Genomic DNA, 23,624 nt, shown 5'->3' on the forward strand with positions numbered 1-23,624 from the left:
TCCTCCCCATCGAGAGAACCCAGCCAATCAGGCGCCACCGACAGTTTCCGGCGGTCAGAGCGCGAGGTCGAGCAGCAGGCTGTATTGCTGACCCCCGCAGCAGTCGGGGTCGTCGAGGGCGCTCTGTACGTGCGGACGTGGGACGCCGATCTTGATCGCGAGCGCCGGCCGGTGGTGGTACATCCGTACCCGTGCGGGCTCGACCTGGTAGAGACGGGCGAACGTGTCGACCGTCAGTGCCGGACTCGTACTCAGGTGCAGGTACCCGAGCAGAGCGACGATGAACTGCGCTGCCGGGTTGATGTGGATGTTGGTCACGTAAGTGAGGCCATAGATGGCCAGCTGCATGGTCAGGGTCGACACCGGGGCGGAGATCAGCGGCAGGATCGCCAGCGCTGAGCCGAAGACCCAGAGCAGGACGAGCAGCGCCAGTGCCCCACCGATCAGGATCTCGGTCATCACGCTGGATCCTCCAGCGGAGCCGCCGGCACTCAACTGCTCGATGCCCGTCTGCGCCACGCCGGCGCCAGGGATGGCCCGAGTGATCACCTGCGACATTGCATCCATCAAAGGTGGTGCGACAGGGTCACCCGCCGCCGGTGGATAGACCAGCATCAGGACACCGGCGACCGTCAGCGCCGTCCAGACAAGCACCACCAGCACTCGGTGGCATCACCCCGCGGCCATCCGTTTCCACGACCCGACCTCCTCGAGCACCCCGGCTCTCGGTGGAGCCGGCCGACGTTCAAGAGGCTCGGAGCAACTACCTTTCGATCTGCTTGACCACGAGACGGAGGTCACCGCGGCGCATCCAACGGCCTGAGCAGGCGCACGTCTTAGCCACCCCACACAATTACGCGGCGAGATGGACACGACGCGGCTGCGCCGTCGCGGCGGGAGGCGTGGCCCGGACTGGAAATGGCGCTGCTCGACGCCGAAGTCTGGGGTGCACCCGGCTTCCCAGCTTCCGTTGGCAACACGGCCTAATACCGCTGCGCGTACCAGGTCGGTGGCTCGCCGAACATGCTCTTGAAGTCGCGGATGAAGTGGCCCTGGTCGGCGTAGCCGAGGTCCGCCGCCAGCGCGGCCCAATCGATCGCCCCGCCCGCGGCCATGCGTGCGGTCACCTCGTGCAGGCGGTAGCGGCGGATCACCCACTTGGGGCCGATGCCGACGTTCTCCGCGAACAGGCGTTGCAGCCCCCGCATGCTCAGCCCCAGCTCACCGGCGAGGCGTTCGACCCTGGTCACGGCCTTGTCCCCGGCGATCAGCTCGACAGCGGCCGCCGCCTGGCGGGCCCGGGTGTCGTCGTTCGGTAGGTGTCTCAGCAGGAACGCATCCATGGCCGGCCCGTCGAGTGTCGTCGGCGGGTCAGAGCCGAACACTTCGGTCGCCGGGACGACACGGTCGGTGATCGTCGAGACGGAGGCGCCGAGGAACGGGCGGAAGCAGCCCGGCCGGAACGCGACGCCGAAGACGTGGTCGCGGCCCTCGAGGACCTTGATCTGGTAGCAGCTGCACACGCCGTTGACGTCCGCGCGGCCGCCGCCGAACGACAGGTGCACGTTCGGGTACGGCACGATCTTCTGCCGGTAGGGCTCGGCGTAGTCCCAGCGAGCCTCCCAGTAATGCTCCACCCATGGCGCGAGCGCCGGCGACGGGTCGTGGAACGCGTGGCGCTGATACCTGCTCCACGCACTCGCCCGCTCACGAATGTCGCGTCCCACCCGGCAGAGTGTATGTCGTCTTTGTTCAATACCCCTCCGGTGCACGCCACCTAGCATCGCCGCCATGTCACACCTTTCCTACGCGGCCGAGGCCATGGCCGCAGTCGCCCGCACCATCACCGACGACCAGCTCGCCAACAAGACTCCATGCACGGACTACGACGTGCGGGCCTTGGTCAACCACCTGTTGTTCTGGGGTCCCTCGCTGGCCGGCGCCGGCCGCAAGGAGTCAGTTCCGCAGCCGGCGACCGCCGAGTCCGATGTGGACCTGGCTGCCGGCGACTGGCGCGGACGCCTGCTCGCCCTGCTCGACGACATCACGTCGTCGTGGGCGCCGCCGAGCGCCTGGGACGGCGAGACGAGCATGGGCACGCCGCAGATGCTGCCCGCGCCCGTCATGGGCGACATGATCGTCGGCGAGCTGGCCGTGCACGGCTGGGACCTGGCGGTCGCGACCGGGCAGCAGCTGGAACTGCCCGCCGACCTGCTGGCGCACCTGCACGACACGATGTTCGCCGGCGTGGAGCAGGGGCGGGGGTTGGGCATGTACGGACCGCAGGTCGCGGTGCCGGCCGACGCGCCCACCTTGGACCGCATCCTCGCCCTGACCGGCCGTGATCCCGCCTGGGCGTAGTCACGACTCCGGCTCTGAGCGAGCGGCGTACCCTCCGAAATGGAGCCGGAGGGTACGCCGCCCCACGGCAGGGCCTCCGACGGGTGTGTATGGTGCCGAATACCCTCTGAGCTGGGGATTCGCCTGGCGCCCCCGGCAGGATTCGAACCTGCGACCCACAGATTAGAAGTCTGTCGCTCTATCCAGCTGAGCTACGGGGGCGTACGGCAGGGAAGAGTCTCTCAGATACCCGGGCGATCCCGCCTCTGGGTTCCCGATCGCGGTGCTCCGGGCGGCGTCGAAGTACAGGGATGTCGTTCCATCCCGGTAACGCTGAGTGGGTGGTCCTGCCGCTGGATCTTGACCCCAACTAGGCTGCGGTGCATGAGTTACCCCTCACCAGGCCCGTCCGGCACGCCGCAACCCGCGGCTGGGCCGGCGTACCCGCCCGGCGGCCCCTACCCGCAGCCCAGTGCGCTCGGGGCTCACCCGGTGCCCGGCCAGCGGCGGAACCGGGGGGTACTGATCGGCATCGTGATCGCGGTGGTGTTCGCGATCGCGGGCCTGGTGATCTTCGGCGTGGTGGCCAAGTCGACCGGCGCCGGCGGCTTCCGCTGGGGCCTGGTGTTCGCGTTCGTCCCGGTCATTCCGGTGATCGCGCTGTACCTCTGGCTGGACCGGTATGAGCCCGAGCCGACCCGGTACATCGTCTTCGCGCTCTGCTGGGGCGCCTTCATCGCGACACTGGTCGCGATCTTCATCAACACCGAGGTGTCGCACCGGCTGGCCGAGACCGGCGTCGGCGGCGACCGGTCCGCGGTCTTCGTGGCGCCGCCTGTCGAGGAGTTCGCCAAGGGGTCGGTGATCCTGCTGCTGGCGCTGCTGCGCCGCAAGGAGTTCGACGGCATCATCGACGGCCTGGTCTACGCCGGGATGGTGGGCGTCGGCTTCGCCTTCACCGAGAACATCCTGTACTACGGCCGCGTCTTCAACACGCTCTCCCAAGAGGCCGGCAGTGACGTCGGCCTGAAGGGCGCGTTCGCGCTGTTCGTCGTCCGCGGCCTGATCTCGCCGTTCGCGCATCCACTCTTCACGTCGTTCACCGCGATCGGCATCGGCGTGGCGGTACGGCACCGAAGTACGGTCGTCCGTTTCCTGGCGCCGGTCGTCGGGTACCTGGCCGCCGTACTGGCGCACGCCGCGTGGAACGCGTCCGCGAGCTGGGCCGGCGGTGGCGGCTTCATCCTCGCGTACCTGTGCCTGATGGTGCCGCTGTTCATCTGCCTGGTGGTGTTCGCGCTGGTGATGCGATCACGGGAGGGACAGATGATCGCGTCCCGGTTGTACGACTACGTGCGGTTCGGCTGGCTGATACCCCAGGACGTACCGCTGATCGCGACGCTCCGCGGCCGCAAGGCGCTGCGGCAGAACGCCCGCCGGTACGGCCCGCAGGCGGAGGCCGCGGCGAAGGCGTTCCAGCACAACGCGACCGAGCTGGCGTACCTGCGCGACAAGATCGTCCGCCAGGTGATCGGCCCCGACGCCCTCGAAACCGAGAAGTCCCTCCTCGACGAACTCCGCCAACGCCGCCCGAGCGTCCCGTTCCCCCCCATGCCCGCCTTCGCCCAAGCCGCCCCCTCCTACGCCGCCCCCATGGCCCCAGGCAACCAAATGCCTCCCGGCACCCCGATGGGCCCAGGCACCCCGATGGGTCCCGGCGCCCCGATGGGCCCGGGTGCCCCGATGGGCCCGGGTGCGCCAATGGGTCCCGGCGCCTCGATGGGCCCGGATGCGCCAATTGGCCCTGGTGGACCGATAGGCCTCGGCGGACCGGTCGGCCCGATGGGCGTCGGTACGCCGATGGGTCCCGGTACGCCGATGGGTCCGGGTGGGCCAGCGGCCCCGGGTGCACCCGTCGACCCCATCGGTCCGGGTACTCCCGACGGGGAGCAGGCGCGTTCGCAGGACGTGGTTCCGCCCGAGCGTTCGGGGCGTTCGGCCGGGCAATCCGGCCAGCAAGCGGGTCAGCCTGGATACCCGCCGGGACCCCCCGGCCAGCAAAGACCGCCGGGAGGATACGGTCCGTACCCACCACCGCAGTGACTGCCACCCGTCCACGCCGCCAAACGGGGATGACGATGACTTTGCTTCTGCGCTGTCCGACCGGGCACTCTGTGCTCGTGGGTGGACGTCGTGGCTGACACCAGGTCAGCAGCAGGTGAAGGTTCGGAACCGCGGGTTCCGGACCAGGATCAGCCTGCCCAGGAGCTGGCGAACCTGATCGCCCAGTCCACCCCCAAACCCCGCGGCTTCTGGCGCCGCCGCCGCAAACGCACCGCCGACCCCACACCCCCCGCGGACACGACCCCCGCCACGGGCCCCTCAAACACGCCACCCTCCGAGCCCGACACCAGCACCACGTCGTCCGGACCCGGCTCCAGCACCCCCCAGCCCGAAGCAGCCAAATCCCCCGAGGCCCCCTCAACCACGCGTCCCGCAGACACTCCCGTCCCATCCACAAACACCGCTGCCACCACCCCCGCCTCAACCACCCCGGCGGCAGCCACCCCCACACCCAGCGGCACCCCCACGTCCGGCGACGCCTCCGCACCCGGCGGGACCCCCACGTCTAGCGGGACCTCCACGTTCAGCGACGGCCAGGCGTCCAACGGCACTCCCGCGCCCAGCGGGACCTCGACGTCCAGCGATGCCCCGGCCTCCAGCGGCACCCCCGCGCCCCCCGGGACTTCCACGTCCAGCGATGCCCCGGCCTCCAGCGGCACTCCCGCTTCCAGCAACGGCGCGGCCGCGACCGACACCACCAACCCAGCTGGCGGCCCAGGCCCGGCCAGCGATGCCGGCTCAGCCGCAGCCACTGACTCAGCCACCGGCCCGGCTGCAGCTAGCGATTCGGTCGCCCCCCAGGCAGTGACCACGAGCGCAGCTGACACTGCAGATGTCACGGCATCCCACAGTGCGCCCTCCGCAACCGACGCCGATCCGGCCAGCCAGCCGCAGGCCCACACCGCGGAGACCGCCCAGCCCGCCGACGCGACCGACACCCGCGTGACAGCAGACACAGCCGACTCAACCCCAGACACACCTGCCAAGCCCACCGACGCCTCATCGGCGAACGGAACGACGACCACGCCGAGCGGTGACGCCTCGACCGGTACGCCGACGGCCAGCGGTCCTGCAACCCGAACGGCAGACGACACCGCCGTACCCCCGACCCCCCGCGACACCCCCTCCCGTCCGCCCGTAGGCATCGTCTACGAGCCCGACGAGTCCCCGGACGGCTTCCCCCTCGAGTACGGCAACATCATCGTCGGCCTCCCGAAGGAGCCGAACCAGCCACCCTCGACCGAAAACCCGTCCGAGCCCACGACCGACCGCACAGTCCCGGCAGCCTCCTCACCCGGCGCCGCAGACCCGGCCACGCAAGCTCCGGCCGACGCCGACGACGCAGCCGCGCCCAAATCGGCAGCCAGCACCGCCTCGCCCGACTCAGCAGACGACGCCTCCGGTGCAGTCGGCCCCGCTCAGGCAAATGCCACCGACGGGGCAACCGACCCCGCAAACGACGCGACCGCGGCAGCCGACCCAGCAGACGGTGGGATCGGCGCAGCCGACCCAGCAGACGGTGGGACTGCGGCAGCCGACCCTGCGGGCGGTGGGATCGCCGCAGCCGACCCTGCAGGCGGTGGTACCGCGGCAACCGACCTGGTAGGCGGTGGGACCGCCGCAGCTGGGGCCGACCCAGCTGGCGATGCGACCGCCGTGGCCGGAGCCGATCGGGTCGAAGGCGCGACCGTGGCAGCTGACCCGGCAGGCGGTAGGTCCGACGACGCCGGGACCGACCTGGCAGATGGTGCGACCTCCGGGGCCGACTCAGTCGGAGATGAGACGGCCGCCGAGGTGGGTGGCGCGGTGGTTGAGGCGTCCGGCGCGGTTGTCGGCCCAGCGGATGGTGTGGGTGCGGCTGGCTCGGTGGAGGGCGGGGCTGGTGCGGACGCGTCCGATCCGGTGCACGCTGATGCCGGCGAGACTGCCGATGACGCCTCGGGCGGTGCGTCGGAGCGCTCCGATGGGGCGACGGCCGACTCTGCAGCGGTACATGTTGGAGATAGCCCGGCCGACCCTGCCAGGGCCGACGCAGGCGTTGATGGCGCTGACGGCGCTGATGAGGTGGCGGTCGACCCGTCGGAGGTTCGTTCGGATAGCTCGGGCGGCTCGGAGATCGAAGGAGCAGTCGGCTCTGGAGCCGCATCCGCTGGAAGCGCTGGTGGTGCTGACACCGTGTCCGCTGAGGAGGCGGACGGTGGGGACAGCGTTGGCGCGGCGGGGGGACAGCTTGGGCGGCACGCTGCGAGTGATCGTGGATCCGAGCTGCCGTCGCATGGTGCTGAGGGGAACCACCCGTCCGACAGCGCAGCAGCCGGCGAGGCTGCCGGTGGCGCGGCCGACGGAGAGGCCGTAGCGGACCAGGCTTCGGCGGACGACGCAGAGCCCCAGGCCGACGGTGTGGAGAGTCCGGCGGAGGACGCGGAGGCCCCGGCGGATCGTGTGGAGACCACGGGGGATCGCACCGGGAGCCCGGCGGATGGTGGGGTCGGTGCCGCGGGTGCTGGTACCGAGGGCTCGGCGGATGATGCGGTTCGTGCTGGTGAGGGGGCCGCAGGTGGTGGTGCGGGGCAGGATGGTGGGGAGGCTGCGGGGGATGAGCCGGAGCTGACTGCGGAGGAGCTGGCGGCGAAGGTGGCGGCTGAGCAGGCTGCTATGGCTTTGATTACGGCTTTGATGAAGTTGCGGGGAGTACTGGCGGGGAGTCGGTTGCCACTGGAAGTGGTGGGGGCTGATGAGGCTCGGCAGCAGCAGAAGGCGATGCTGGATCAGCTGGACGATTACTTGTTGCCGCGGCTGGTGCAGTTGGAAGCTCCGATTCTTGCGGTGGTTGGTGGGTCTACGGGAGCCGGCAAGTCGACGCTGGTGAACACGGTGATCGGGAAGGTAGTCAGTGAGCCGGGGGTGTTGCGGCCGACGACCCGGTCGCCGGTGCTGATTCATCACCCGGCCGATGCGGACTGGTTCGTCGGGGACCGGGTGTTGCCGGGAATGGCGCGGACCGCGTCCGAGGAGCCGGGCGGTATGGAGGACGCGGGGCAGCTGCGGCTGGTTGCGGCTGACAGTGTGCCGCGTGGGCTGGCGATCCTGGACGCGCCGGACATCGACTCCGTTGTCGAGGCGAACCGTGATCTCGCGACGCAGTTGCTCGCGGCCGGCGATCTCTGGCTGTTCGTCACGACCGCGGCGCGGTACTCCGACGCGGTCCCGTGGGAGTTCCTGCAGAGCGCGTCGGACCGCAGTACTGCGGTTGCGGTGGTGCTGGACCGCGCGCCGAGCGAGACGATCGACGACATCACCGGGCACCTCGCGCAGATGCTGCTCGAACGCGGGCTGGGTGACTCGCCGCTGTTCTCGATCCAGGAGACGGTTGTCGACGGCAACGGGATGTTGCCGCCGCCGGCTGTTGCCGGGATCAAGGACTGGCTGGTGGACCTGGCGGCCGACGCCGAGGCTCGGGCGGGTGTCGTACGCCGGACCCTGCAGGGTGCGGTCAGCGCGATGGTGAAGAAGACCCCGCCGTTCGCGGCCGCGGTCAGGGCGCAGGCCGATACGGCTCTCGAGCTGCGGTCCTCTGTGGAGTCGGCGTACGACCAGGGCGTCAAGGACATCGCGAAGGCGAGCCAGGACGGGACGCTGCTGCGCGGCGAGGTGCTGGCCCGGTGGCAGCAGTTCGTCGGGACCGGCGAACTGCTGAGGGGCCTGCAGTCCAACGGCGGGCGGTTGCGCGACCGGCTGAAGAACTCGCTGGGGAACAAGCCGGCCGAGACGCGGGACGTCAGCGACGCCATCCAGTCCGGGCTTGAGTCGTTGCTGAGCGAGCATGCGACCGCTGCGGCGGAACGGGCCGAGACGACGTGGCAAGGCACCGCCCCAGGACGCCAGTTGCTCGCCGCTGCGGATGCCGAGAGCGCCACCCCTGCCTCTGGCGGCAAATCTGCCGGGCCGGCTGGGAAGGCCGGTGCCGGTGGCAACGATGTGGTGCCGTCGCTCGGTACGTTGTCGGAACAGTTCCCGGCCGCCGCGAGCCGGACGGTGCGGGAATGGCAGGCGTTCGTACTCGACCTGGTCCGCAAGGAAGGCGCGGACAAGAAGTCGACGGCGAAGATTCTGGAGTACGGCGTCAACGGGCTCGGCCTCTCGCTGATGGTGGTGATGTTCGCCAGTGCGGCCGGCATCCCGAAGGGTGCTCAGGCGAGCACCGGCGCGGGCAGCGCGGTCGTCGGGCAGCGGTTGCTGGAGGCAGTTTTCGGCGACAAGGCAGTTCAGGGCATGGTCGACAAGGCACGCGAGGATCTTGACGGTAAGGTTCATGCCCTGATGGATGCCGAATTCGCCCGCTATCTGGCCGTCCTTGACCGGCATCCGGTCGACGCCGAGACGGCCAGGCAACTGACCGAGGCCGCGCGCGCGGTGGAGGACTGCACGTGACGGAAACAGTGGATACGGTCGAGACGCCCGCCCGGGCGGAGACCGATGTCCTGACGAAGATTGACGCGCTCGAGGTAGCGGCCAAGGCAGCGGACGGCCGGCTGGACCCGGTGGTGCTCACCGAAGCCGCGCAGATCGTCGACCGCGCCGGGCAACGGCTGCGGATGTCGGGCGACCTGACGGTGGTGGCGCTCGCCGGTGCGACCGGCTCCGGGAAGTCGTCGCTGTTCAACGCGCTGACCGGGCTCGACCTGGCCGCGATCGGAACCCGCCGGCCGACCAGCTCGATGCCGCTCGCCTGCGTCTGGGGTGACGAACCCTCCGGTGAGGTCCTGAGCTGGCTGGGTATTCCGCGACGGCACCAGGTCCAGCACCGCAGCTCGCTCGAGGACGCGCACTCCGAAGACCTGGACGGCCTGGTCCTGCTGGATCTTCCCGACCACGACTCGACCGAGGTCGAGCACCGGCTGATCGTCGACCGCCTCGTCGAGCTGGTCGACCTGCTGATCTGGGTGGTGGACCCGCAGAAGTACGCCGATGCGGCGCTGCACAACCGGTACATCAAACCGTTCGCCTCGCATTCCGGGGTGATGGTGTTCGCGCTGAACCACATCGACAAGCTGACGCCGGAGCAGCGGAAGAGCTGCCTCGAAGACCTCGACAGGCTGATCAAGTCGGACGGTCTCAAGTCGCCGACGATCGTTGCTACCTCGGCGGTCAGCGGTGACGGGCTGGAAGAGATTCGCTCCTTGCTGGTCAAGCGGGTCAGCAACAAGCGCTCCGCGCGGGAGCGGCTCGCGGCCGACGTCGACCGGGTTTCGGATCGGATGGCGAGTCAGTGCGGCAGTGCGAAGACTCCGGAGATCGCCGAGGCCGACGTCACCGAGCTCGTCGAGTCGCTGTCGGACGCGAGCGGGCTGACGGTGGTGTCGGATGCCGTCCGGCGCTCGTACCTCCAGCGCGCCGGCGCGGCGACGGGATGGCCGTTGACGAAGTGGCTCGGGCGGTTCCGGCCGGATCCGTTGCGGCGGCTGCACGGCGACCAGGTGTCTCGCGAGCAGGGCAAGGCGTTGCGTAAGTCGGCGTCCAGTGAGGTTGCGATCGCGCGGTCTTCGTTGCCTGCGGCAACTCCGGTGCAGCGCGCCCGGATGGATGCCGCGGTGCGCACGATCACGAACAAGGCCGCCGATGGTTTGTCGCGGCCGTGGGCGGACTCGGTACGGACGGCGATCCGGCGGCGCGAGGAGTCGCTCGGGGACGAGCTCGACCAGGCGGTCGCGCGGACCGACCTCGGGGTGTCCGGCACTCCGGGCTGGTGGAGTTTCGCCCGGATCGTCCAGTGGCTGCTGTTCCTGGTGACGCTCGGTGGTGCCGCGTGGCTGATCGCCTTGCTGGTAACGCGAATCGCGCACCTGAACGATCCGCCGCTGCCGGAGTGGAACGGCATCCCGTACGCCTGGATCATGCTGGTCGGTGGTGCCGTCCTGGGATTGGTGCTCGCCTTCCTCTGCCGGGTCTTCGCTACCAATGGGGCGCTGCGGCGCTCCCGGCAGGTGTCGAAGGCGCTCCGTGAAGAGCTGGAGAAGGTTGCCGACAGCCACGTTGTGGCGCCGGCGCGCGACGAGCTCGCGGCGTACACCAAGTGCCGCGACAGCCTGGCCACCGCTCGCCGGTAAGGCGAACGGCGGACGGCGTGCGCTCCGAAGGGTCAGAGTTCGGCGTCGGGCGCGTACTGCGACATCGAGATCTTGGCGGCGTTGAGGAGGTCCTCCTCGGTGGTGGTGCCGGAGGCGCGGACGGCGTCGATCCAGGCGCGGACGCAGTGCTCGTTGTACTTGACGACCTCGGCGGAGTTGGCCATTGCGGTCGGGTCCGCGTCTGCCGGGAGCTCGCCGGTGACGTAGAGCGCGAGGCCTAGCAGGCCGCCGTCCCATCCGGGGCCGACCCAGAGGGCGCCGGCGCCGCCGGGGGCTGGTGCCTCGTCCATCGAGTGTTCGAGTTCGAGATCGGTCGAGACGTCCGCGCCGGGGAGCAGCCGCAGTTCGAGCAGGCTGTTCGGGCCGCCGAAGGTCACCTTGAAGCGCTTCGGGGGATCGCATTCGAGGATCTCGCCGCCGGCGTTGCCCTCCAGCTGGAACGAGCCGCCGACCTGCAGGTCGCCGCTGACCGGCATGAACCAGCGGCGCATCCGCTCCGGGTCCGTCAGGGCGTCCCAGACCTCCGCCGGCTCGGCCCGGTAGGTACGGCGCATCAGCACCGTCACGGTCTCGCCGGTCCGGCTGACCTCGCGCTGGACCGCGTTGAGGTGCTCGAGGATGTCGATCACGGGTAGTTCCCTCTTCTGGTCGGCTGCTGGGTAGGTCCCCAGAATGCCGATCAGGGCTTATATAAGTCAACGATGAGATAGTCATGCCGCCTCCGCGGCCGGGTGTTCCGCGGCGAGGGGCAGCGGGGTCGCGGAGAACTCGTCGGGCGGAAACGGCGTGGCGGTCACTTCGGGTGCCTGTCGGGCAGATTCGAACGATTCGGAGCGCGGTGCGTTCTTGCGGAACGCCGCAGTACCGCGACTGAGATCGTGGCCGAGGGAGAAGGCCTCGAGAATGACGCGGCTGCGTTGTTCGCCGGAGTCGTCTGTCCATTCGTGGGTCCTGAGGCGGCCGGTGACGATGACCGGATGGCCGATCCCGATCGATTCGAAGACGTTGCGGGCCAGCGCTCGCCAGCACTCGACCGTGTACCAGGTGGTCGGCTTGTCCACGTAGGTGTTCAGGGCCTTCTCGAACTGGCGTGGGGTCGAGGCGAGCCGGAAGCTGACCTGTGGAGTCTGCCGGAGCTCTTTGAAGTCTGGCTCGCTGCCGATCCTGCCCACGACTGTGATGTAGGTGTCGCCGAGGCTCATGGTGGGTGCCTTCCGTTCGCGGTTGTCGACGGAGAAGGTGCACCGATCGGGGGGTGATCGGGCGGATGATGTTCGGGCCTGTGGACGACCGGTTGGGAAACGGGTAGGCGGAGCACATAGGCTCTGCGGTATGGCGGAATTCATCTACACGCTTCGCAACGTCCGGAAGGCGTACGGCGACAAGGTCGTTCTCGACAACGTCACGCTGAACTTCCTGCTCGGCGCGAAGATCGGCGTGGTCGGCCCGAACGGCACCGGCAAGTCCTCGCTGTTCAAGATCATGGCCGGGCTCGAGCACCCGAACAACGGCGAGGCCCGGCTGGCCGAGGACGCGACGGTCGGGATCCTGCTGCAGGAGCCGCCGCTGTCCGAGGGCAAGACCGTGCTGGAGAACGTCGAGGAGGGTGTCGGCGACACCAAGCAGAAGCTCGACCGCTTCAACGAGATCTCCGCCGAGCTGGCCGACCCGGACGCGGACTACGACACGCTGCTGACCGAGATGGGTGACCTGCAGACCGAGCTCGACCACCGCAACGCGTGGGACATCGACGCCCAGCTCGAGCAGGCGATGGACGCCCTGCGCTGCCCGCCGCCGGACGCGATCGTCGACAACCTCTCCGGTGGTGAGCGCCGCCGGGTCGCACTCTGCAAGCTGCTCCTCCAGCAGCCGGACCTGCTGCTGCTCGACGAGCCGACCAACCACCTGGACGCCGAGTCCGTGCTCTGGCTGGAGCAGCACCTGCAGAAGTACCCGGGTGCCGTCATGGCGATCACCCACGACCGGTACTTCCTGGACAACGTCGCCGAGTGGATCCTGGAGCTCGACCGCGGCCGGACGTACGGCTACGAGGGCAACTACTCGAAGTACCTGGAGACCAAGCAGCAGCGGCTGGTGGTCGAGGGGCAGAAGGACGCCAAGCGGCAGAAGATCCTGGAGCGCGAGCTCGAGTGGGTCCGGTCGAACGCGAAGGCCCGGCAGACCAAGAGCAAGTCCCGGCTGGCGCGCTACGAGGAGCTCGCGGCCGAGGCCGAGCGCAACCGGAAGCTCGACATCGACGAGATCAACATCCCGGCCGGTCCGCGGCTGGGCAGCACCGTGCTCGAGGCCTCGAAGCTGGTCAAGGGATTCGGCGACCGCAAGTTGATCGACGGGCTGAGCTTCAGCCTGCCGCGGGCCGGCATCGTCGGTGTGGTCGGCCCGAACGGCGTCGGCAAGTCGACGCTGTTCCGGATGATCGTCGGCGAGGAGCAGCCGGACGCGGGCACGCTGAAGCTCGGCGAGACGGTGAAGATCTCGTACGTCGACCAGTCGCGCGGCGGCCTGGACCCGAAGAAGACCGTCTGGGAGCAGGTGTCCGACGGCCTCGACCACATCAAGGTCGCGAACTTCGAGATGCCGAGCCGGGCGTACGTCGCCTCGTTCGGGTTCAAGGGACCGGACCAGCAGAAGCCGACCGGCGTACTCTCCGGCGGTGAGCGGAACCGGCTGAACCTGGCGCTGACGCTGAAGATGGGCGGCAACATGCTGCTCCTCGACGAGCCGACCAACGACCTGGACGTCGAGACCCTGCAGTCGCTCGAGGACGCGCTGCTGGAGTTCCCGGGCTGTGCGGTGGTCGTGTCCCACGACCGGTGGTTCCTGGACCGCGTCGCGACCCACATCCTGGCCTGGGAGGGTACGGACGAGGACGAGGCGAAGTGGTTCTGGTTCGAGGGCAACTTCGCGTCGTACGAGGCGAACAAGGTCGAGCGCCTCGGCCCGGATGCGGCCCGCCCGCACCGGGTGACGCACCGCAAGCTCACCCGCGACTGAGTACGTCGTACCAAAGAACCCCGTCTCCGCCCACCGGAGGCGGGGTCCTTTGCGTTGCGGCGGCCAATAGTTATCTCTTGCGCTAAGTATTCGAGGCACGCAATACTTAGTCGCATGGCACAGTATTCGGCGGAGGTCGACGGCGTGTTCGTCGCGCTGGCCGACCCGACGCGGCGTCGGGTGATCCGGCGGCTGGGGCGCGGGCCGGCAAGCGTGGGGGAGCTCGCGGAGGAGTTTCCGATCACGTTGCCATCGTTCCTGAAGCACGTACGGACGCTGGAGTCGAACGGACTGATCCGCACGGTGAAGGTCGGCCGCGTGCGGACCTGCGTACTGAACAGGGAGCGGCTCGCGCTGGTCGACGACTGGCTGGCCGAGCAGCGCCGGACCTGGGAGGGCCGGACCGACCGATTGGAGCGCTTTGTTATCGATGAAGAGGAGAGCTTGTGAGTCTCGGGGAGTTTGATCCGGAGCTTGATCTGGTCGTGGAGCGGGTCATCCGCGCGCCGCGCCACGCTGTGTGGAGGGCGTGGACCGATCCGGCGCGGTTGGCGCAGTGGTGGGTGCCGGCGCCGGCGGTCTGCCGGGTGCAGCGGCTGGAGATGCGGCCGGGCGGCGCGATGGTGTCGCAGTACAGCACGGATGGCACCCGGTTCGTCCCGCACCTCGACGCGGTTGTCCTGGCGGCCGACGAGTTCGAGCGGATCGCGTTCACGAATGCGATTGCCAGCAGCTGGCGTCCCGCGGATCCGCAGCCGATCGCGGTGACGGTCGAGGTAATTCTCGCTGAGCATCCGGAGGGTACGGACTACCGGATGATCGCCCGGCACGGCGATCCGGCCAGTCGGAGCCGGCATGCCGAGATCGGGTTCGCCGACGGCTGGGGCACAGTCACCGGGCAGCTTGCCGCGCTCGTCGAGGGCGTCGGCGCCGAAGCGCCCGCCGGGTTTGAGGGGTCCAGATGAAGCTTGTACTGACGGAGTTCGTCACGCTCGACGGGGTGAGCCAGGGGCCGGGGTCGCCCACTGAGGACACTAGCGGCGGCTTCAACCGGGGTGGCTGGTTGGTGCCGTACATCGATGAGGCTTTCGTGCGGCAGACCGTCGACTGGCTCGCCTATGCGGACGCCCTGCTCCTAGGGCGGCGCACGTATGACGCTTTCGCTCGCGACTGGCCGCAGATCACCGACCCGGACGACCCGTTCACCGAGCGGATGAACGCGTTGCCGAAGTACGTTGTGAGCACGACGCTGGCGGAGGGAAGTTGGCGACCGACGACCATCATCAGGGACCTGGCGAGTGTCGGAGCGCTCAAGGAGCAGGCGGGCAACGAGATGCAGATCCACGGCAGCGCAAGGCTGGGTAACGCACTGCTGAGGGCAGGGCTGGTCGATGTGGTCCGGTTGGTGGTTGCGCCAACGGTCATCGGATCCGGAAGAAGGCTGTTCGAGCACTCTGGCGAGGCCGCGGGGCTGCGGCTCACGGCGCAGCAAGCGACGCCGAGCGGTCTCCTCGTGCTCGAGTACGAGAGCGTCGGCGCCGCTGCCGTCGGGGAGTACGAAGGCGTCAGTCAGTTTGTGTGACGTGGTCGGCCAGGACGGCTTCGACGATCGGGAGGCTGTCGGTGATCAGGGCCTTCCAGAGCGCCCATCCACGAGCACGCGCCCACGTCGCGTCGTCCTGCCGTACTGCGTCCCGGAAGGCGGCGCGGGATGATCCGGAGAAGAATCCGTAGGCGATCACCAGGTCGCAGGCCGGGTCGCCGACGCCCGACGTACCGAAGTCGATGACCGCGGAGAGCCGGCCGTCGCGGACCAGGAGGTTGCCGGCGGCGATGTCGCCGTGGAACCAGACCGGTGGTCCGTCCCACGACGCGGCGAGTGCGGCGTCCCAGACCTCGCGGGAGAGATCCGCGTCGATCCTGCCCTTCAGTACGGCAAGGGCGTCGACCGTCTCGTCGTGGTAGTTCTCCAGCGAGGCGCCCCGGTAGAAGCTGTGTGCGCCGGCGAGCGGGCCGCCGGTCGCGTCGACGCTTTGCAGCCCGCGGACGAACTCCGCGATCTCCCGCGCGAAGGCCTCCAGGTCCGCGACCGACTCAGGTGATGCGGTCGTCCCCGAGATCCAGCGACGGATCGCCCATGGGTGCGGGTAGCCCTCGCCCGGTGCGCCCTTCGCGACGGCTGTCGGAATCTCGACCGGCAGCAGCGGGGCGAGCACCGGCAGCCACTGGTGCTCCTTGTCCACAGCTGCGACGTAGCTCTCGTGCGTAGGCAGCCGGGCGGTCAGGTCCGGACCCAACCGGTACGTCCGGTTGTCCCAGCCGTCGACCGCGACCGGCGTCACCGGCAGGTCGGCCCATTGCGGGAACTGCTGTGCGATCAGTCGCCGTACCAGCGCCGCATCGATACCGGCGCGGCCGTCCTGATGAAGTTCGGTCACGTCCAGCAGATTCGCCGACGACGCCGCCGCCCTCAATCGCTTTAGCTCCTGGCTTCAGCGACCGAGTCGTTCAGGAACGCGGCGATGGTCTCGAGCTCCTCGACGGTGCGCGTCGCCAGTACGCCGGCCAGCCGGTTGCCCTGGTCGGCGTACAGCGGCGCGAGCTGCTCGTTGATCGCCTCCAGCGACGGCGTGACGACGACCTTGCGGCGGTCGGCCGGATCGGCCTGGCGGGTGACGAAGCCGTGCGCCTCGAGCCGGTCGATGACGCCGGTGACGGTGCCGGACGTCAGACCCGTGTGCTCGGTGAGTTGCCGCGGGGTCAGCGGTCCGTACGTCCGCAGCAGCGTCATGAACTGGGAGTCGCTCGCGCCGAGCCCGACCTTCGCCGAGATCGCGTGGTTGAACAGCACCACCTCCGCGATCAGCCGGATCATGCGCTGCTGGATCTCTCCGGTGAGCTCTTCGCGGGAACTTGTCATGGTCCGCCTCAGCATAGGGCTTGCATTTCTCTCGGATATCCAAGATACTCGAAGAACCAAGATACTTGAAGGGACGAGAGAACATGAAGGTATTGGTCATCGGTGGCGGGACCGGCGGACTCGCGCTGGCGCACGGTCTACTGCGGGCGGGGATCGAGGTGGCGGTGTTCGAGCGCGACGCGCTGCGCACCGACGGCCTGCACGGCTACCGGGTCGGGATCGACCCGGACGGCAGCCGCGCACTCCATTCGCTGCTGCCGCCGGAGCTGTACGACACGTTCGTCGCGACGAAGGCGCGCGACCCGAAGTACTTCAACATGCTCACCGAGGACCTCAAGGAGGTCCTGTCGATGGAGGTTCCGCCGTCGACGGAACCGGTCGAGAGCGAGAAGTCGATCAGCCGGATGACGCTCCGCCAGGTGCTGCTGACAGGCCTCGAGGACGTGGTCGAGTTCGGCAAGGAGTTCACCCGCTTCGAGCAGTACGACGACCACGTGACGGCGTACTTCGCCGACGGGACCGAGGCGACCGGGGACCTGCTGGTTGCCGCCGACGGCTCGGGATCGCGGGTACGCCGGCAGTACCTGCCGCAGGCGAAGACCGAGGAGACCGGGATCGTGGCGCTCGCGGGGAAGCTGCCGATCACCGACGAGAGCGCGAAGCTGGTGTCGCCGAAGGTGTTCGAGGGCATCTCGATGATCAACGCACCGCGCGGGCTGTTCTGCATCATCCACGTGATGGAGTTCCAGTGGGACCGCGACGGTCACGTGAAGCACGGGATCGGCGGCAACACCGAGGAGCTGATCCGGCGCTGGCCGGGGCTGCAGTTCGACAACACCCGCGACTACATCAACTGGGGGCTGTCGGCGACCCGGGACAAGCTGCCCGCGAACATCATGGAGCTGACCGGTGACGAGCTGATCAAGGTCGCGCTCGACCTGACGCCCGACTGGCACCCGAACCTGCGCCGGCTGTTCGAGCTCACCGATCGGAGCACGTGCTTCCCGGTGAACATCTGGACGTCGGTCCCGGTGGAGCCCTGGGAGAGTACGAACGTCACGCTGATCGGCGACGCGATCCACACGATGACGCCGGGCCGTGGCGTCGGCGCCAACACCGCGCTCCGGGACGCCGTGAACCTCTGCCGCGCGCTGATCGACGTGCGCGACGGCCGCCGCGAACTGGTCGCGGCTGTGCGTGAGTACGAGACGAAGATGATCGAGTACGGCTTCGACGCCGTGATCAAGTCGCGCGCCCAGATGACCGCCGACGACCCGGTCCACAAGCCGGTGATCGGCCGGCTGGCGCTGGCCGGCATGCGTACGGCGCTGCGCACGGTGAATCACGTACCGCCGTTGAAGCGGCGGATGCGTGACTCGATGCTGGCCTACCGGGGCGCCGACCGGGACGAGACGGCGCTGGAGATCAGCCCGGCCCCGGCCGGCCGCTGAGTCAGCGCTGGCCGATGTGCTCCGAGACGGCGTCGAAGACCCGGCCGACCGCGGCGAAGTCGTCGGGGGTGGCGAGGTCGACCAGGTTCTCCCGGACGCCGTCCACGTGGTACGGCGCTGCCTGCTCGAGCAGGGCGAAGCCGGCGTCGGTCAACTCGGCCCAGACGCCGCGCTTGTCGCTCGTGCACGACGTACGGCGGACCAGTTCGGCAGCCTCGAGGCGGCCGACGGTATGGGTCAGGCGCGACCGGCTCTGGTGCAGCCGGTCGGCCAGGTCGGCCATCCGGAGCCGCCGGTCGGGCGCCTCGGAGAGCCGGACGAGGATTTCGTAGTCGTTGATCCCCACGCCGAACTGACGAAGGTCGTCATCGAGCTTCGCCATCAGGCGTGCGGTCCCCAGCAGGTAGGCACGCCACGCCAGCTGCTGCTCGGCGTCGAGCCACCGAGTCCCCCTGTCCATCTCAGTATCCATCGTCACGAGTACAGTGTACCGGGAATGTGGTTGACATTTAAACTGTTATTGCCTACCGTCGTAGTCATCGGTTGAAGCTTTAACTATTGAACCAGGCTGCGTCGCCCCCGACCAGTAGGATCACATTCCCGAGAGGACCTCATGAGCGACACCACCACCGGCACCCTGACCAGCACGATCCCCGGCCTCGCTGCCGGCACCTATGCCCTCGATGCCGCGCACACCGAGATCGGCTTCACCGTCCGGCACCTGATGACCAAGGTCCGCGGCACCTTCGAGGACTTCAGCGGCGAGATCGTCGTCAAGGACACCATCGAGGAGTCCGTGGTGAACGTCTCCGTCGAGCTGGCCTCCGTCCACACCCGCAACGCGCAGCGCGACGGTCACCTCCGCTCCGGCGACTTCTTCGACGCCGAGAAGAGCCCGAAGATGACCTTCGTCAGCACCGCCATCAAGGCTGAGGGCGACGACTACGTGCTGGCCGGCGACCTGACTATCAAGGACGTCACCAAGCCGATCGAGCTCGCGGTCGAGTTCCTCGGTGTCGACCAGAACGCGTACGGCCAGACCATCATCGGTTTCGAGGGCTCCGCCTCGATCAGCCGCAAGGAGTGGGGCATCGACTTCAACGTCCCGCTGGAGGGCGGCAAGCTGCTGATCGGTGACAAGGTGGACATCCACCTCGACATCCAGGCTGCCCTGCAGGCCTGATCTTCCCCGGCGAACCCCGCACCGGTGGTGCGGGGTTCTGTCATGCCTGGACCATCCGGTGCGCGAGGTCCGCGTACAGCTTGCCCAGCGCGGCAGGGTTGCCCCGATGAGGCGTGTACCAGCGGGCCACGTCGATGGAAAGGGAGAGTACGGCGAGGGTCGTGCCGGGTAGGTCGGCCACGGCGAAGGAACCGTGGGCGACCCCGTCGGTGAGGACCTGCTCGATCTGCGTGGAGATGGCGCGGCGGATCGTCGCGACCTCGGCCAGGTGCTCGGGGGAGAGCGCGGCCAGCTCGTACTGCACCACGCGGGCGATGGTGTGGTGTTCCGCGTGCCAGGCGGTGAAGGCGGCGACGAGGGAGCGCAGCCGGTCCGCGGGGGTTGGCCCGGTGTCCGCTGAACGCAGTACGTCCAAGGCAGCCTTGTGGCCGTACAGGCTGATCTCGAAGAGCAGGCGCTCCTTGGACGGGTAGTGCACGTACAGCGCGGCGGGGCTCATCCCGGCGCGGGACGCGATGTCGCGGGTCGTCGTCGCCTGGAAGCCGCGCTCGGCGAACGCGTCGACGGCGCCGGTCAGCAGCCGGCGTGCGGCGGCCGGCTGGACGTGCTCCCAGACCAGGGGGTCGGTGACTGCGGACACGTTGACACCTTGCACCAAACGCGTGAAGCTAAGCAAGCGCTTAGCGATGCGGAAAAGTCAAACACAGCGCCATCTGTCTCATGCCTTGGGGAGGCCCCATGGACCGCGTCATCTTCAACGAGGACCATCACGCATTCCGGGCCAGTGCGAAGGAGTACTGCGACCGTTCGCTGGTGCCGCGGATGGAGCAGTTCCTCGACGAGAGGACGGTCGACCGCGCCGTCTGGCTGGAGGCCGGCAAACAGGGCTTCCTCGGGCTGGACGTGCCGGAGGAGTACGGCGGATCGAGCGTCGGCGACTACCGGTTCAACGCGGTGTTCGCGGAGGAGGTGTCGAAGGTCTCCGCGTCGCTGTCGAGCTGTTTCGGCATCCACTACGACTGCGCCGCGCCGTACTTCGTGGACCTCGGCACCGAGGAGCAGAAGCAGCGCTGGCTGCCCAAGTTCTGCTCCGGTGAGTACGTCGCCGCGATCGGGATGACCGAGCCGTCCGGTGGGTCGGACCTGGCCGCGCTGAAGACGTCCGCCAAGAAGACCGACGGCGGCTGGGTGCTGAACGGGTCGAAGACCTTCATCACCAACGGCGACATGGCCGACCTGGTGATCGTCGCCGCGCGCACCGATCCGTCCAAGGGCGCGAAGGGCATCACGCTGTTCGTGGTCGAGGAGGGGATGGGCGGGTTCGCCCGCGGTCGCAAGCTGGACAAGGTCGGCCAGACCGAGTCCGGTACGTCGGAGCTGTTCTTCGAGGACGTCTTCGTTGCCGACGACAACGTCCTCGGCGAGGTGGACCGCGGCTTCATCCACATGATGGAGCGGCTCGCGCAGGAGCGGATCGGCGCCGCGGTGTCGAACATCGCGCACGCCACCCAGATCCTCGCCGAGACGATCGACTACGTGAAGCAGCGCAAGGCGTTCGGCCAGCCGGTCGGCTCGTTCCAGTACAACAAGTTCCTGATCGCCGAGCTGGTCACCAAGGCCGAGGTGACCCAGGCGTACGTCGACAACGCGATCGTCGCGCACGACGAGGACCGGCTGTCCGCGGTGGACGCCGCGAAGACGAAGTGGTGGAGCGCCCACGTGCAGAACGAGATCCTGGACGCGTGCGTCCAGCTGCACGGCGGCTACGGCTACATGAACGAGTACCGGGTGGCCCGCGCCTGGCGCGACGCCCGGGTGACCAAGATCTGGGCCGGTTCGAACGAGATCATGAAAGAGCTTATCGGCCGCGACCTCGGCCTCTAGGAAGGACCTGTCATGCCTGAAGCAGTCATCGTGTCCACGGCGCGTTCGCCGATCGGGCGTGCGCACAAGGGGTCGCTGACCACGATCCGTCCGGACGACCTCGCCGTACAGATGATCCAGGCGGCGGTCGAGAAGGCCGGGCTGACCGGAGACCAGATCGAGGACCTGGCGCTCGGGTGTGCGGAGCCGCACGACGAGCACGGAGGGAACATGGCCCGCCGGGTCGCGGTGCAGCTCGGCTGGGACAACACGCCGGCGACGACCGTGAACCGGTTCTGCGCGTCGTCGACACAGACCGCGCGGATGGCGTTCCACGCGATCAAGGCCGGTGAGGGCGACATCTTCGTCAGCGCCGGTGTCGAGTGCGTGTCGCGGTACAAGAACTTCGGGTCGGCCGGGGTCGGGGACCCGAGCTCGTTCAACCCGGTCTTCACCGACGCGGTGGCGCGCACGGAGAAGTACGCCGAGACCAACGACACCTGGCACGACCCGCGCGCGGACGGGCAGCTCCCGGACATCTACATCTCGATGGGGCAGACCGCGGAGAACGTCGCGACGCTGCGCGGTATCAGCCGCGCGGACCAGGACGTCTTCGGCGTCCGCTCGCAGAACCTGGCCGAGAAGGCGATCAACAACGGCTTCTTCGAGCGTGAGATCACGCCGGTGACGCTGCCGGACGGGACCGTCGTGAGCAAGGACGACGGGCCGCGGGCCGGTACGTCGCTGGAGAAGGTCAGCCAGCTGCAGCCGGTGTTCCGCCCCGACGGCACGGTGACGGCCGGCAACTGCTGCCCGTTGAACGACGGTGCCGCGGCGGTCGTGATCATGAGCGACACCAAGGCGCGGGAGCTCGGGCTGACGCCGCTGGCGCGGATCGTCTCGACGGGTGTCAGCGGTCTGTCGCCGGAGATCATGGGCCTCGGTCCGGTGGAGGCGTCGAAGCAGGCGCTGGCGCGGGCCGGGATGAGCATCGGCGACATCGACCTGGTCGAGATCAACGAGGCGTTCGCGGTCCAGGTGATCGGGTCGGCGCGCGAGCTCGGCATCGACGAGGACCGGCTGAACGTGCACGGCGGCGCGATCGCGCTCGGGCACCCGTTCGGGTCGACCGGTGCGCGGATCATGACCACGCTGGTGAACGGGCTGCAGTTCGAGGACAAGCAGTTCGGCCTGGAGACCATGTGTGTCGGCGGCGGGCAGGGCATGGCGATCGTGCTCGAGCGCCTCAGCTGATGAGCTTGGACGGCCGGACGGCGATCGTCACCGGAGCCTCGCGCGGGATCGGGCTGGCGGTTGCCCAGCGTCTGGTCGCCGACGGTGCGCGGGTTGTTATCACCGGGCGGACCCAGGAGACGCTCGACGAGGCTGTGACGACCCTGGGCGGCCGGGAGCACGTGCTTGGGATCGCGGGCAACGCTGCAGACCCCTCGCATCGCGGTGCGGCGGTCGCGGCTGCGGTGGCGACGTACGGCTCGGTTGATCTGCTGGTGAACAACACCGGCATCAACCCGATCTACGGCAAGCTGCTGGACGTGGACCCGGCGGTGGCGGCCAAGATGGTCGACACCAACGTGCTGGCTGCGATCGCCTGGGTGAAGGCGTGCCGGGACGCGTGGATGGGTTCACACGGCGGGGCCGTGGTGAACCTGTCCTCGGTGGCTGGACTGGCGCCGTCGCCCGGGATCGGGTGGTACGGCGCTACCAAGGCGATGCTGTCGCGGGTCACACAGGAGCTGGCGGTGGAGCTGGCTCCGGAGATCCGGGTGAACGCAGTGGCTCCGGCGGTAGTCAAGACGAAGTTCGCCGGAGCGCTCTACGAAGGGCGTGAGGACAAGGTCGCGGCGACGTACCCGCTGGGTCGTCTTGGCCGGCCGGAGGACGTTGCGTCACTGGTCTGGTTCCTCCTGTCCGACGAGGCGTCCTGGATCACCGGCCAGACCATCACGATCGACGGCGGCCTCACCCTCAACGGCGGGATCGTCTAGGGCTGACGGCCCTGCCACGCGGCCAGCTGGTCGTACGGCGATGCGTCGTCGGGCACCTGGACCACCGGGCCGAACGGGACGTGGCCGCCGCGCTGGCCGGCCGGGATGAACCGCTGCACCATCGGAAGGACCTGTGTCGCCACAGCATCGTCCAGCGCGCTCAGACGACCCGTAGCCTTGGCCAGGTCCCAGGAGTGCGTCGTGAGCTCACCCGTGTAGCCGGCGATCGCGGCAGCACCTGGCAGCGTGCCCCACGGCAGCCTGCAGGTCCGGCCGAGAACTGCGTCCTCGGTCAGGGTTGCGTCGAGCGCTACGCGACGTTCCTTCCACGTGGTCGGTACGTCGTCGACGCCTGTGGCCACGACCGGGATGGTCAACGGGTCGCCGCCGTTCAGGGCCAGGTTGATCCGCGCGACGACCGAGAGCAGATGGCCGAGCAGGGTACGGACGTCGTAGTCGTCGCACGGTGTGGGCAGCGCGAGGTGCTCGGGGTCCGTGGTGGTGACGAGCTGCTGCGTCTGGTCGAGGGCGCGGACGAACAGTGGGCGAGGGTCGTTCTCAACGATGGTCATGGGGAGATCCTCGCAAGATATA

At 68.8% G+C, this 23,624-nt stretch carries 23 protein-coding genes and 1 tRNA gene; 13 read left to right on the forward strand and 11 right to left on the reverse strand.

Going from position 1 to position 23,624, the window contains the following annotated elements:
* Positions 1 to 54: 54 nt before the first annotated feature.
* Positions 55 to 549 (reverse strand): DUF4387 family protein, encoded by a 495-nt coding sequence (locus JOF29_RS45740; RefSeq protein WP_209698803.1) that lies wholly within the window; start codon positions 547 to 549, stop codon positions 55 to 57.
* Between the two features lie 434 nt (positions 550 to 983).
* A complete protein-coding gene (locus JOF29_RS45745) occupies positions 984 to 1,727 on the reverse strand; it encodes a DUF6597 domain-containing transcriptional factor (protein ID WP_307863859.1) in 744 nt (247 codons plus the stop codon).
* Positions 1,728 to 1,791: 64 nt separating this feature from the next.
* On the opposite strand from JOF29_RS45745, the gene JOF29_RS35940 reads away from it, so the two are divergent.
* Positions 1,792 to 2,361 (forward strand): TIGR03086 family metal-binding protein, encoded by a 570-nt coding sequence (locus JOF29_RS35940; RefSeq protein WP_209698804.1) that lies wholly within the window; start codon positions 1,792 to 1,794, stop codon positions 2,359 to 2,361.
* A 124-nt stretch (positions 2,362 to 2,485) separates the two neighbouring features.
* On the opposite strand, the gene JOF29_RS35945 is transcribed toward JOF29_RS35940, so the two are convergent.
* Positions 2,486 to 2,562 (reverse strand) — tRNA-Arg (locus tag JOF29_RS35945).
* A 162-nt stretch (positions 2,563 to 2,724) separates the two neighbouring features.
* Between JOF29_RS35945 and JOF29_RS35950 the strand changes: the two genes are divergently transcribed.
* On the forward strand, positions 2,725 to 4,443 hold the full coding sequence (locus JOF29_RS35950; protein ID WP_209698805.1) for a PrsW family intramembrane metalloprotease: 1,719 nt from the start codon (positions 2,725 to 2,727) through the stop codon (positions 4,441 to 4,443).
* Positions 4,444 to 4,592: 149 nt separating this feature from the next.
* On the opposite strand, the gene JOF29_RS35955 is transcribed toward JOF29_RS35950, so the two are convergent.
* Positions 4,593 to 5,558 (reverse strand): hypothetical protein, encoded by a 966-nt coding sequence (locus tag JOF29_RS35955; RefSeq protein WP_209698806.1) that lies wholly within the window; start codon positions 5,556 to 5,558, stop codon positions 4,593 to 4,595.
* A 1,630-nt stretch (positions 5,559 to 7,188) separates the two neighbouring features.
* Here JOF29_RS35955 and JOF29_RS35960 point away from each other — a divergent pair.
* Positions 7,189 to 8,895 carry a GTPase family protein gene (locus JOF29_RS35960; RefSeq protein ID WP_307863860.1) on the forward strand — a complete coding sequence of 569 codons (1,707 nt, stop codon included), beginning with the start codon at positions 7,189 to 7,191 and terminating at the stop codon, positions 8,893 to 8,895.
* On the forward strand, positions 8,892 to 10,571 hold the full coding sequence (locus tag JOF29_RS35965; protein WP_209698807.1) for a GTPase: 1,680 nt from the start codon (positions 8,892 to 8,894) through the stop codon (positions 10,569 to 10,571). The genes JOF29_RS35960 and JOF29_RS35965 overlap by 4 nt, the downstream gene beginning before the upstream one ends.
* A 32-nt stretch (positions 10,572 to 10,603) precedes the next feature.
* Here the strand turns inward: JOF29_RS35965 and JOF29_RS35970 are convergent, their stop codons facing one another.
* Positions 10,604 to 11,221: an SRPBCC family protein gene (locus JOF29_RS35970; RefSeq protein ID WP_307863861.1), complete on the reverse strand. Its 618-nt coding sequence runs from the start codon at positions 11,219 to 11,221 to the stop codon at positions 10,604 to 10,606.
* Between the two features lie 81 nt (positions 11,222 to 11,302).
* Positions 11,303 to 11,794, reverse strand: coding sequence for a single-stranded DNA-binding protein (locus JOF29_RS35975; protein WP_209698808.1), 492 nt, complete (start codon positions 11,792 to 11,794; stop codon positions 11,303 to 11,305).
* A 130-nt stretch (positions 11,795 to 11,924) separates the two neighbouring features.
* On the opposite strand from JOF29_RS35975, the gene ettA reads away from it, so the two are divergent.
* From ettA to JOF29_RS35995, 4 genes are all read left to right on the forward strand, one after another.
* Positions 11,925 to 13,607: an energy-dependent translational throttle protein EttA gene (gene ettA, locus JOF29_RS35980; protein WP_209698809.1), complete on the forward strand. Its 1,683-nt coding sequence runs from the start codon at positions 11,925 to 11,927 to the stop codon at positions 13,605 to 13,607.
* Positions 13,608 to 13,721: 114 nt separating this feature from the next.
* A complete protein-coding gene (locus JOF29_RS35985) occupies positions 13,722 to 14,057 on the forward strand; it encodes an ArsR/SmtB family transcription factor (protein WP_209698810.1) in 336 nt (111 codons plus the stop codon).
* Complete coding sequence (locus JOF29_RS35990) at positions 14,054 to 14,572, forward strand: SRPBCC domain-containing protein (protein WP_209698811.1); 519 nt, start codon at positions 14,054 to 14,056, stop codon at positions 14,570 to 14,572. The genes JOF29_RS35985 and JOF29_RS35990 overlap by 4 nt, the downstream gene beginning before the upstream one ends.
* Positions 14,569 to 15,189, forward strand: coding sequence for a dihydrofolate reductase family protein (locus tag JOF29_RS35995; RefSeq protein WP_209698812.1), 621 nt, complete (start codon positions 14,569 to 14,571; stop codon positions 15,187 to 15,189). Before JOF29_RS35990 ends, JOF29_RS35995 begins: the two co-directional genes overlap by 4 nt.
* Here JOF29_RS35995 and JOF29_RS36000 read toward each other — a convergent pair.
* A complete protein-coding gene (locus JOF29_RS36000) occupies positions 15,173 to 16,045 on the reverse strand; it encodes an aminoglycoside phosphotransferase family protein (RefSeq protein ID WP_209698813.1) in 873 nt (290 codons plus the stop codon). The genes JOF29_RS35995 and JOF29_RS36000 overlap by 17 nt on opposite strands.
* A gap of 41 nt (positions 16,046 to 16,086) precedes the next feature.
* The gene (locus tag JOF29_RS36005; protein WP_209698814.1) at positions 16,087 to 16,527 is read right to left on the reverse strand and encodes a MarR family winged helix-turn-helix transcriptional regulator; all 441 of its coding nucleotides are present in this window, start codon (positions 16,525 to 16,527) and stop codon (positions 16,087 to 16,089) included.
* A gap of 83 nt (positions 16,528 to 16,610) precedes the next feature.
* On the opposite strand from JOF29_RS36005, the gene JOF29_RS36010 reads away from it, so the two are divergent.
* Positions 16,611 to 17,978 (forward strand): FAD-dependent oxidoreductase, encoded by a 1,368-nt coding sequence (locus JOF29_RS36010; RefSeq protein WP_209698815.1) that lies wholly within the window; start codon positions 16,611 to 16,613, stop codon positions 17,976 to 17,978.
* A gap of 1 nt (position 17,979) precedes the next feature.
* On the opposite strand, the gene JOF29_RS36015 is transcribed toward JOF29_RS36010, so the two are convergent.
* The gene (locus JOF29_RS36015) at positions 17,980 to 18,438 is read right to left on the reverse strand and encodes a MarR family winged helix-turn-helix transcriptional regulator (RefSeq protein WP_209698816.1); all 459 of its coding nucleotides are present in this window, start codon (positions 18,436 to 18,438) and stop codon (positions 17,980 to 17,982) included.
* Positions 18,439 to 18,591: 153 nt separating this feature from the next.
* Here JOF29_RS36015 and JOF29_RS36020 point away from each other — a divergent pair, with 153 nt between their 5' ends.
* Positions 18,592 to 19,161: a YceI family protein gene (locus tag JOF29_RS36020; protein WP_209698817.1), complete on the forward strand. Its 570-nt coding sequence runs from the start codon at positions 18,592 to 18,594 to the stop codon at positions 19,159 to 19,161.
* A 40-nt stretch (positions 19,162 to 19,201) separates the two neighbouring features.
* Here the strand turns inward: JOF29_RS36020 and JOF29_RS36025 are convergent, their stop codons facing one another.
* A complete protein-coding gene (locus JOF29_RS36025) occupies positions 19,202 to 19,801 on the reverse strand; it encodes a TetR/AcrR family transcriptional regulator (protein ID WP_209698818.1) in 600 nt (199 codons plus the stop codon).
* A gap of 98 nt (positions 19,802 to 19,899) precedes the next feature.
* Here JOF29_RS36025 and JOF29_RS36030 point away from each other — a divergent pair, with 98 nt between their 5' ends.
* From JOF29_RS36030 to JOF29_RS36040, 3 genes are read left to right on the forward strand one after another with little or no spacing between them, the layout of a single operon-like run.
* Complete coding sequence (locus tag JOF29_RS36030) at positions 19,900 to 21,045, forward strand: acyl-CoA dehydrogenase family protein (protein WP_209698819.1); 1,146 nt, start codon at positions 19,900 to 19,902, stop codon at positions 21,043 to 21,045.
* Positions 21,046 to 21,057: 12 nt separating this feature from the next.
* Positions 21,058 to 22,278 (forward strand): acetyl-CoA C-acetyltransferase, encoded by a 1,221-nt coding sequence (locus tag JOF29_RS36035; protein WP_209698820.1) that lies wholly within the window; start codon positions 21,058 to 21,060, stop codon positions 22,276 to 22,278.
* On the forward strand, positions 22,278 to 23,030 hold the full coding sequence (locus JOF29_RS36040) for an SDR family oxidoreductase (RefSeq protein ID WP_209698821.1): 753 nt from the start codon (positions 22,278 to 22,280) through the stop codon (positions 23,028 to 23,030). Before JOF29_RS36035 ends, JOF29_RS36040 begins: the two co-directional genes overlap by 1 nt.
* Here the strand turns inward: JOF29_RS36040 and JOF29_RS36045 are convergent.
* Positions 23,027 to 23,602, reverse strand: coding sequence for a TIGR03086 family metal-binding protein (locus JOF29_RS36045; protein ID WP_245359801.1), 576 nt, complete (start codon positions 23,600 to 23,602; stop codon positions 23,027 to 23,029). The two genes, JOF29_RS36040 and JOF29_RS36045, sit on opposite strands and share 4 nt — an antisense overlap.
* Between the last annotated feature and the right edge of the window lie 22 nt (positions 23,603 to 23,624).

The organism is Kribbella aluminosa, from assembly GCF_017876295.1.
Classification (GTDB): domain Bacteria; phylum Actinomycetota; class Actinomycetes; order Propionibacteriales; family Kribbellaceae; genus Kribbella; species Kribbella aluminosa.

Bases quoted from the DNA above. Each gene is read 5' to 3' on its own strand.
- JOF29_RS35940 (WP_209698804.1), top strand. From the start codon at position 1,792: ATGTCACACCTTTCCTACGCGGCCGAGGCCATGGCCGCAGTCGCCCGC.
- JOF29_RS35950 (WP_209698805.1), top strand. From the start codon at position 2,725: ATGAGTTACCCCTCACCAGGCCCGTCCGGCACGCCGCAACCCGCGGCT.
- JOF29_RS35975 (WP_209698808.1), bottom strand. From the start codon at position 11,794: ATGAGCCTCGGCGACACCTACATCACAGTCGTGGGCAGGATCGGCAGC.
- ettA (WP_209698809.1), top strand. From the start codon at position 11,925: ATGGCGGAATTCATCTACACGCTTCGCAACGTCCGGAAGGCGTACGGC.
- JOF29_RS35985 (WP_209698810.1), top strand. From the start codon at position 13,722: ATGGCACAGTATTCGGCGGAGGTCGACGGCGTGTTCGTCGCGCTGGCC.
- JOF29_RS35995 (WP_209698812.1), top strand. From the start codon at position 14,569: ATGAAGCTTGTACTGACGGAGTTCGTCACGCTCGACGGGGTGAGCCAG.
- JOF29_RS36005 (WP_209698814.1), bottom strand. From the start codon at position 16,527: ATGACAAGTTCCCGCGAAGAGCTCACCGGAGAGATCCAGCAGCGCATG.
- JOF29_RS36010 (WP_209698815.1), top strand. From the start codon at position 16,611: ATGAAGGTATTGGTCATCGGTGGCGGGACCGGCGGACTCGCGCTGGCG.
- JOF29_RS36015 (WP_209698816.1), bottom strand. From the start codon at position 18,438: ATGGACAGGGGGACTCGGTGGCTCGACGCCGAGCAGCAGCTGGCGTGG.
- JOF29_RS36020 (WP_209698817.1), top strand. From the start codon at position 18,592: ATGAGCGACACCACCACCGGCACCCTGACCAGCACGATCCCCGGCCTC.
- JOF29_RS36030 (WP_209698819.1), top strand. From the start codon at position 19,900: ATGGACCGCGTCATCTTCAACGAGGACCATCACGCATTCCGGGCCAGT.
- JOF29_RS36035 (WP_209698820.1), top strand. From the start codon at position 21,058: ATGCCTGAAGCAGTCATCGTGTCCACGGCGCGTTCGCCGATCGGGCGT.
- JOF29_RS36040 (WP_209698821.1), top strand. From the start codon at position 22,278: ATGAGCTTGGACGGCCGGACGGCGATCGTCACCGGAGCCTCGCGCGGG.
- JOF29_RS36045 (WP_245359801.1), bottom strand. From the start codon at position 23,602: ATGACCATCGTTGAGAACGACCCTCGCCCACTGTTCGTCCGCGCCCTC.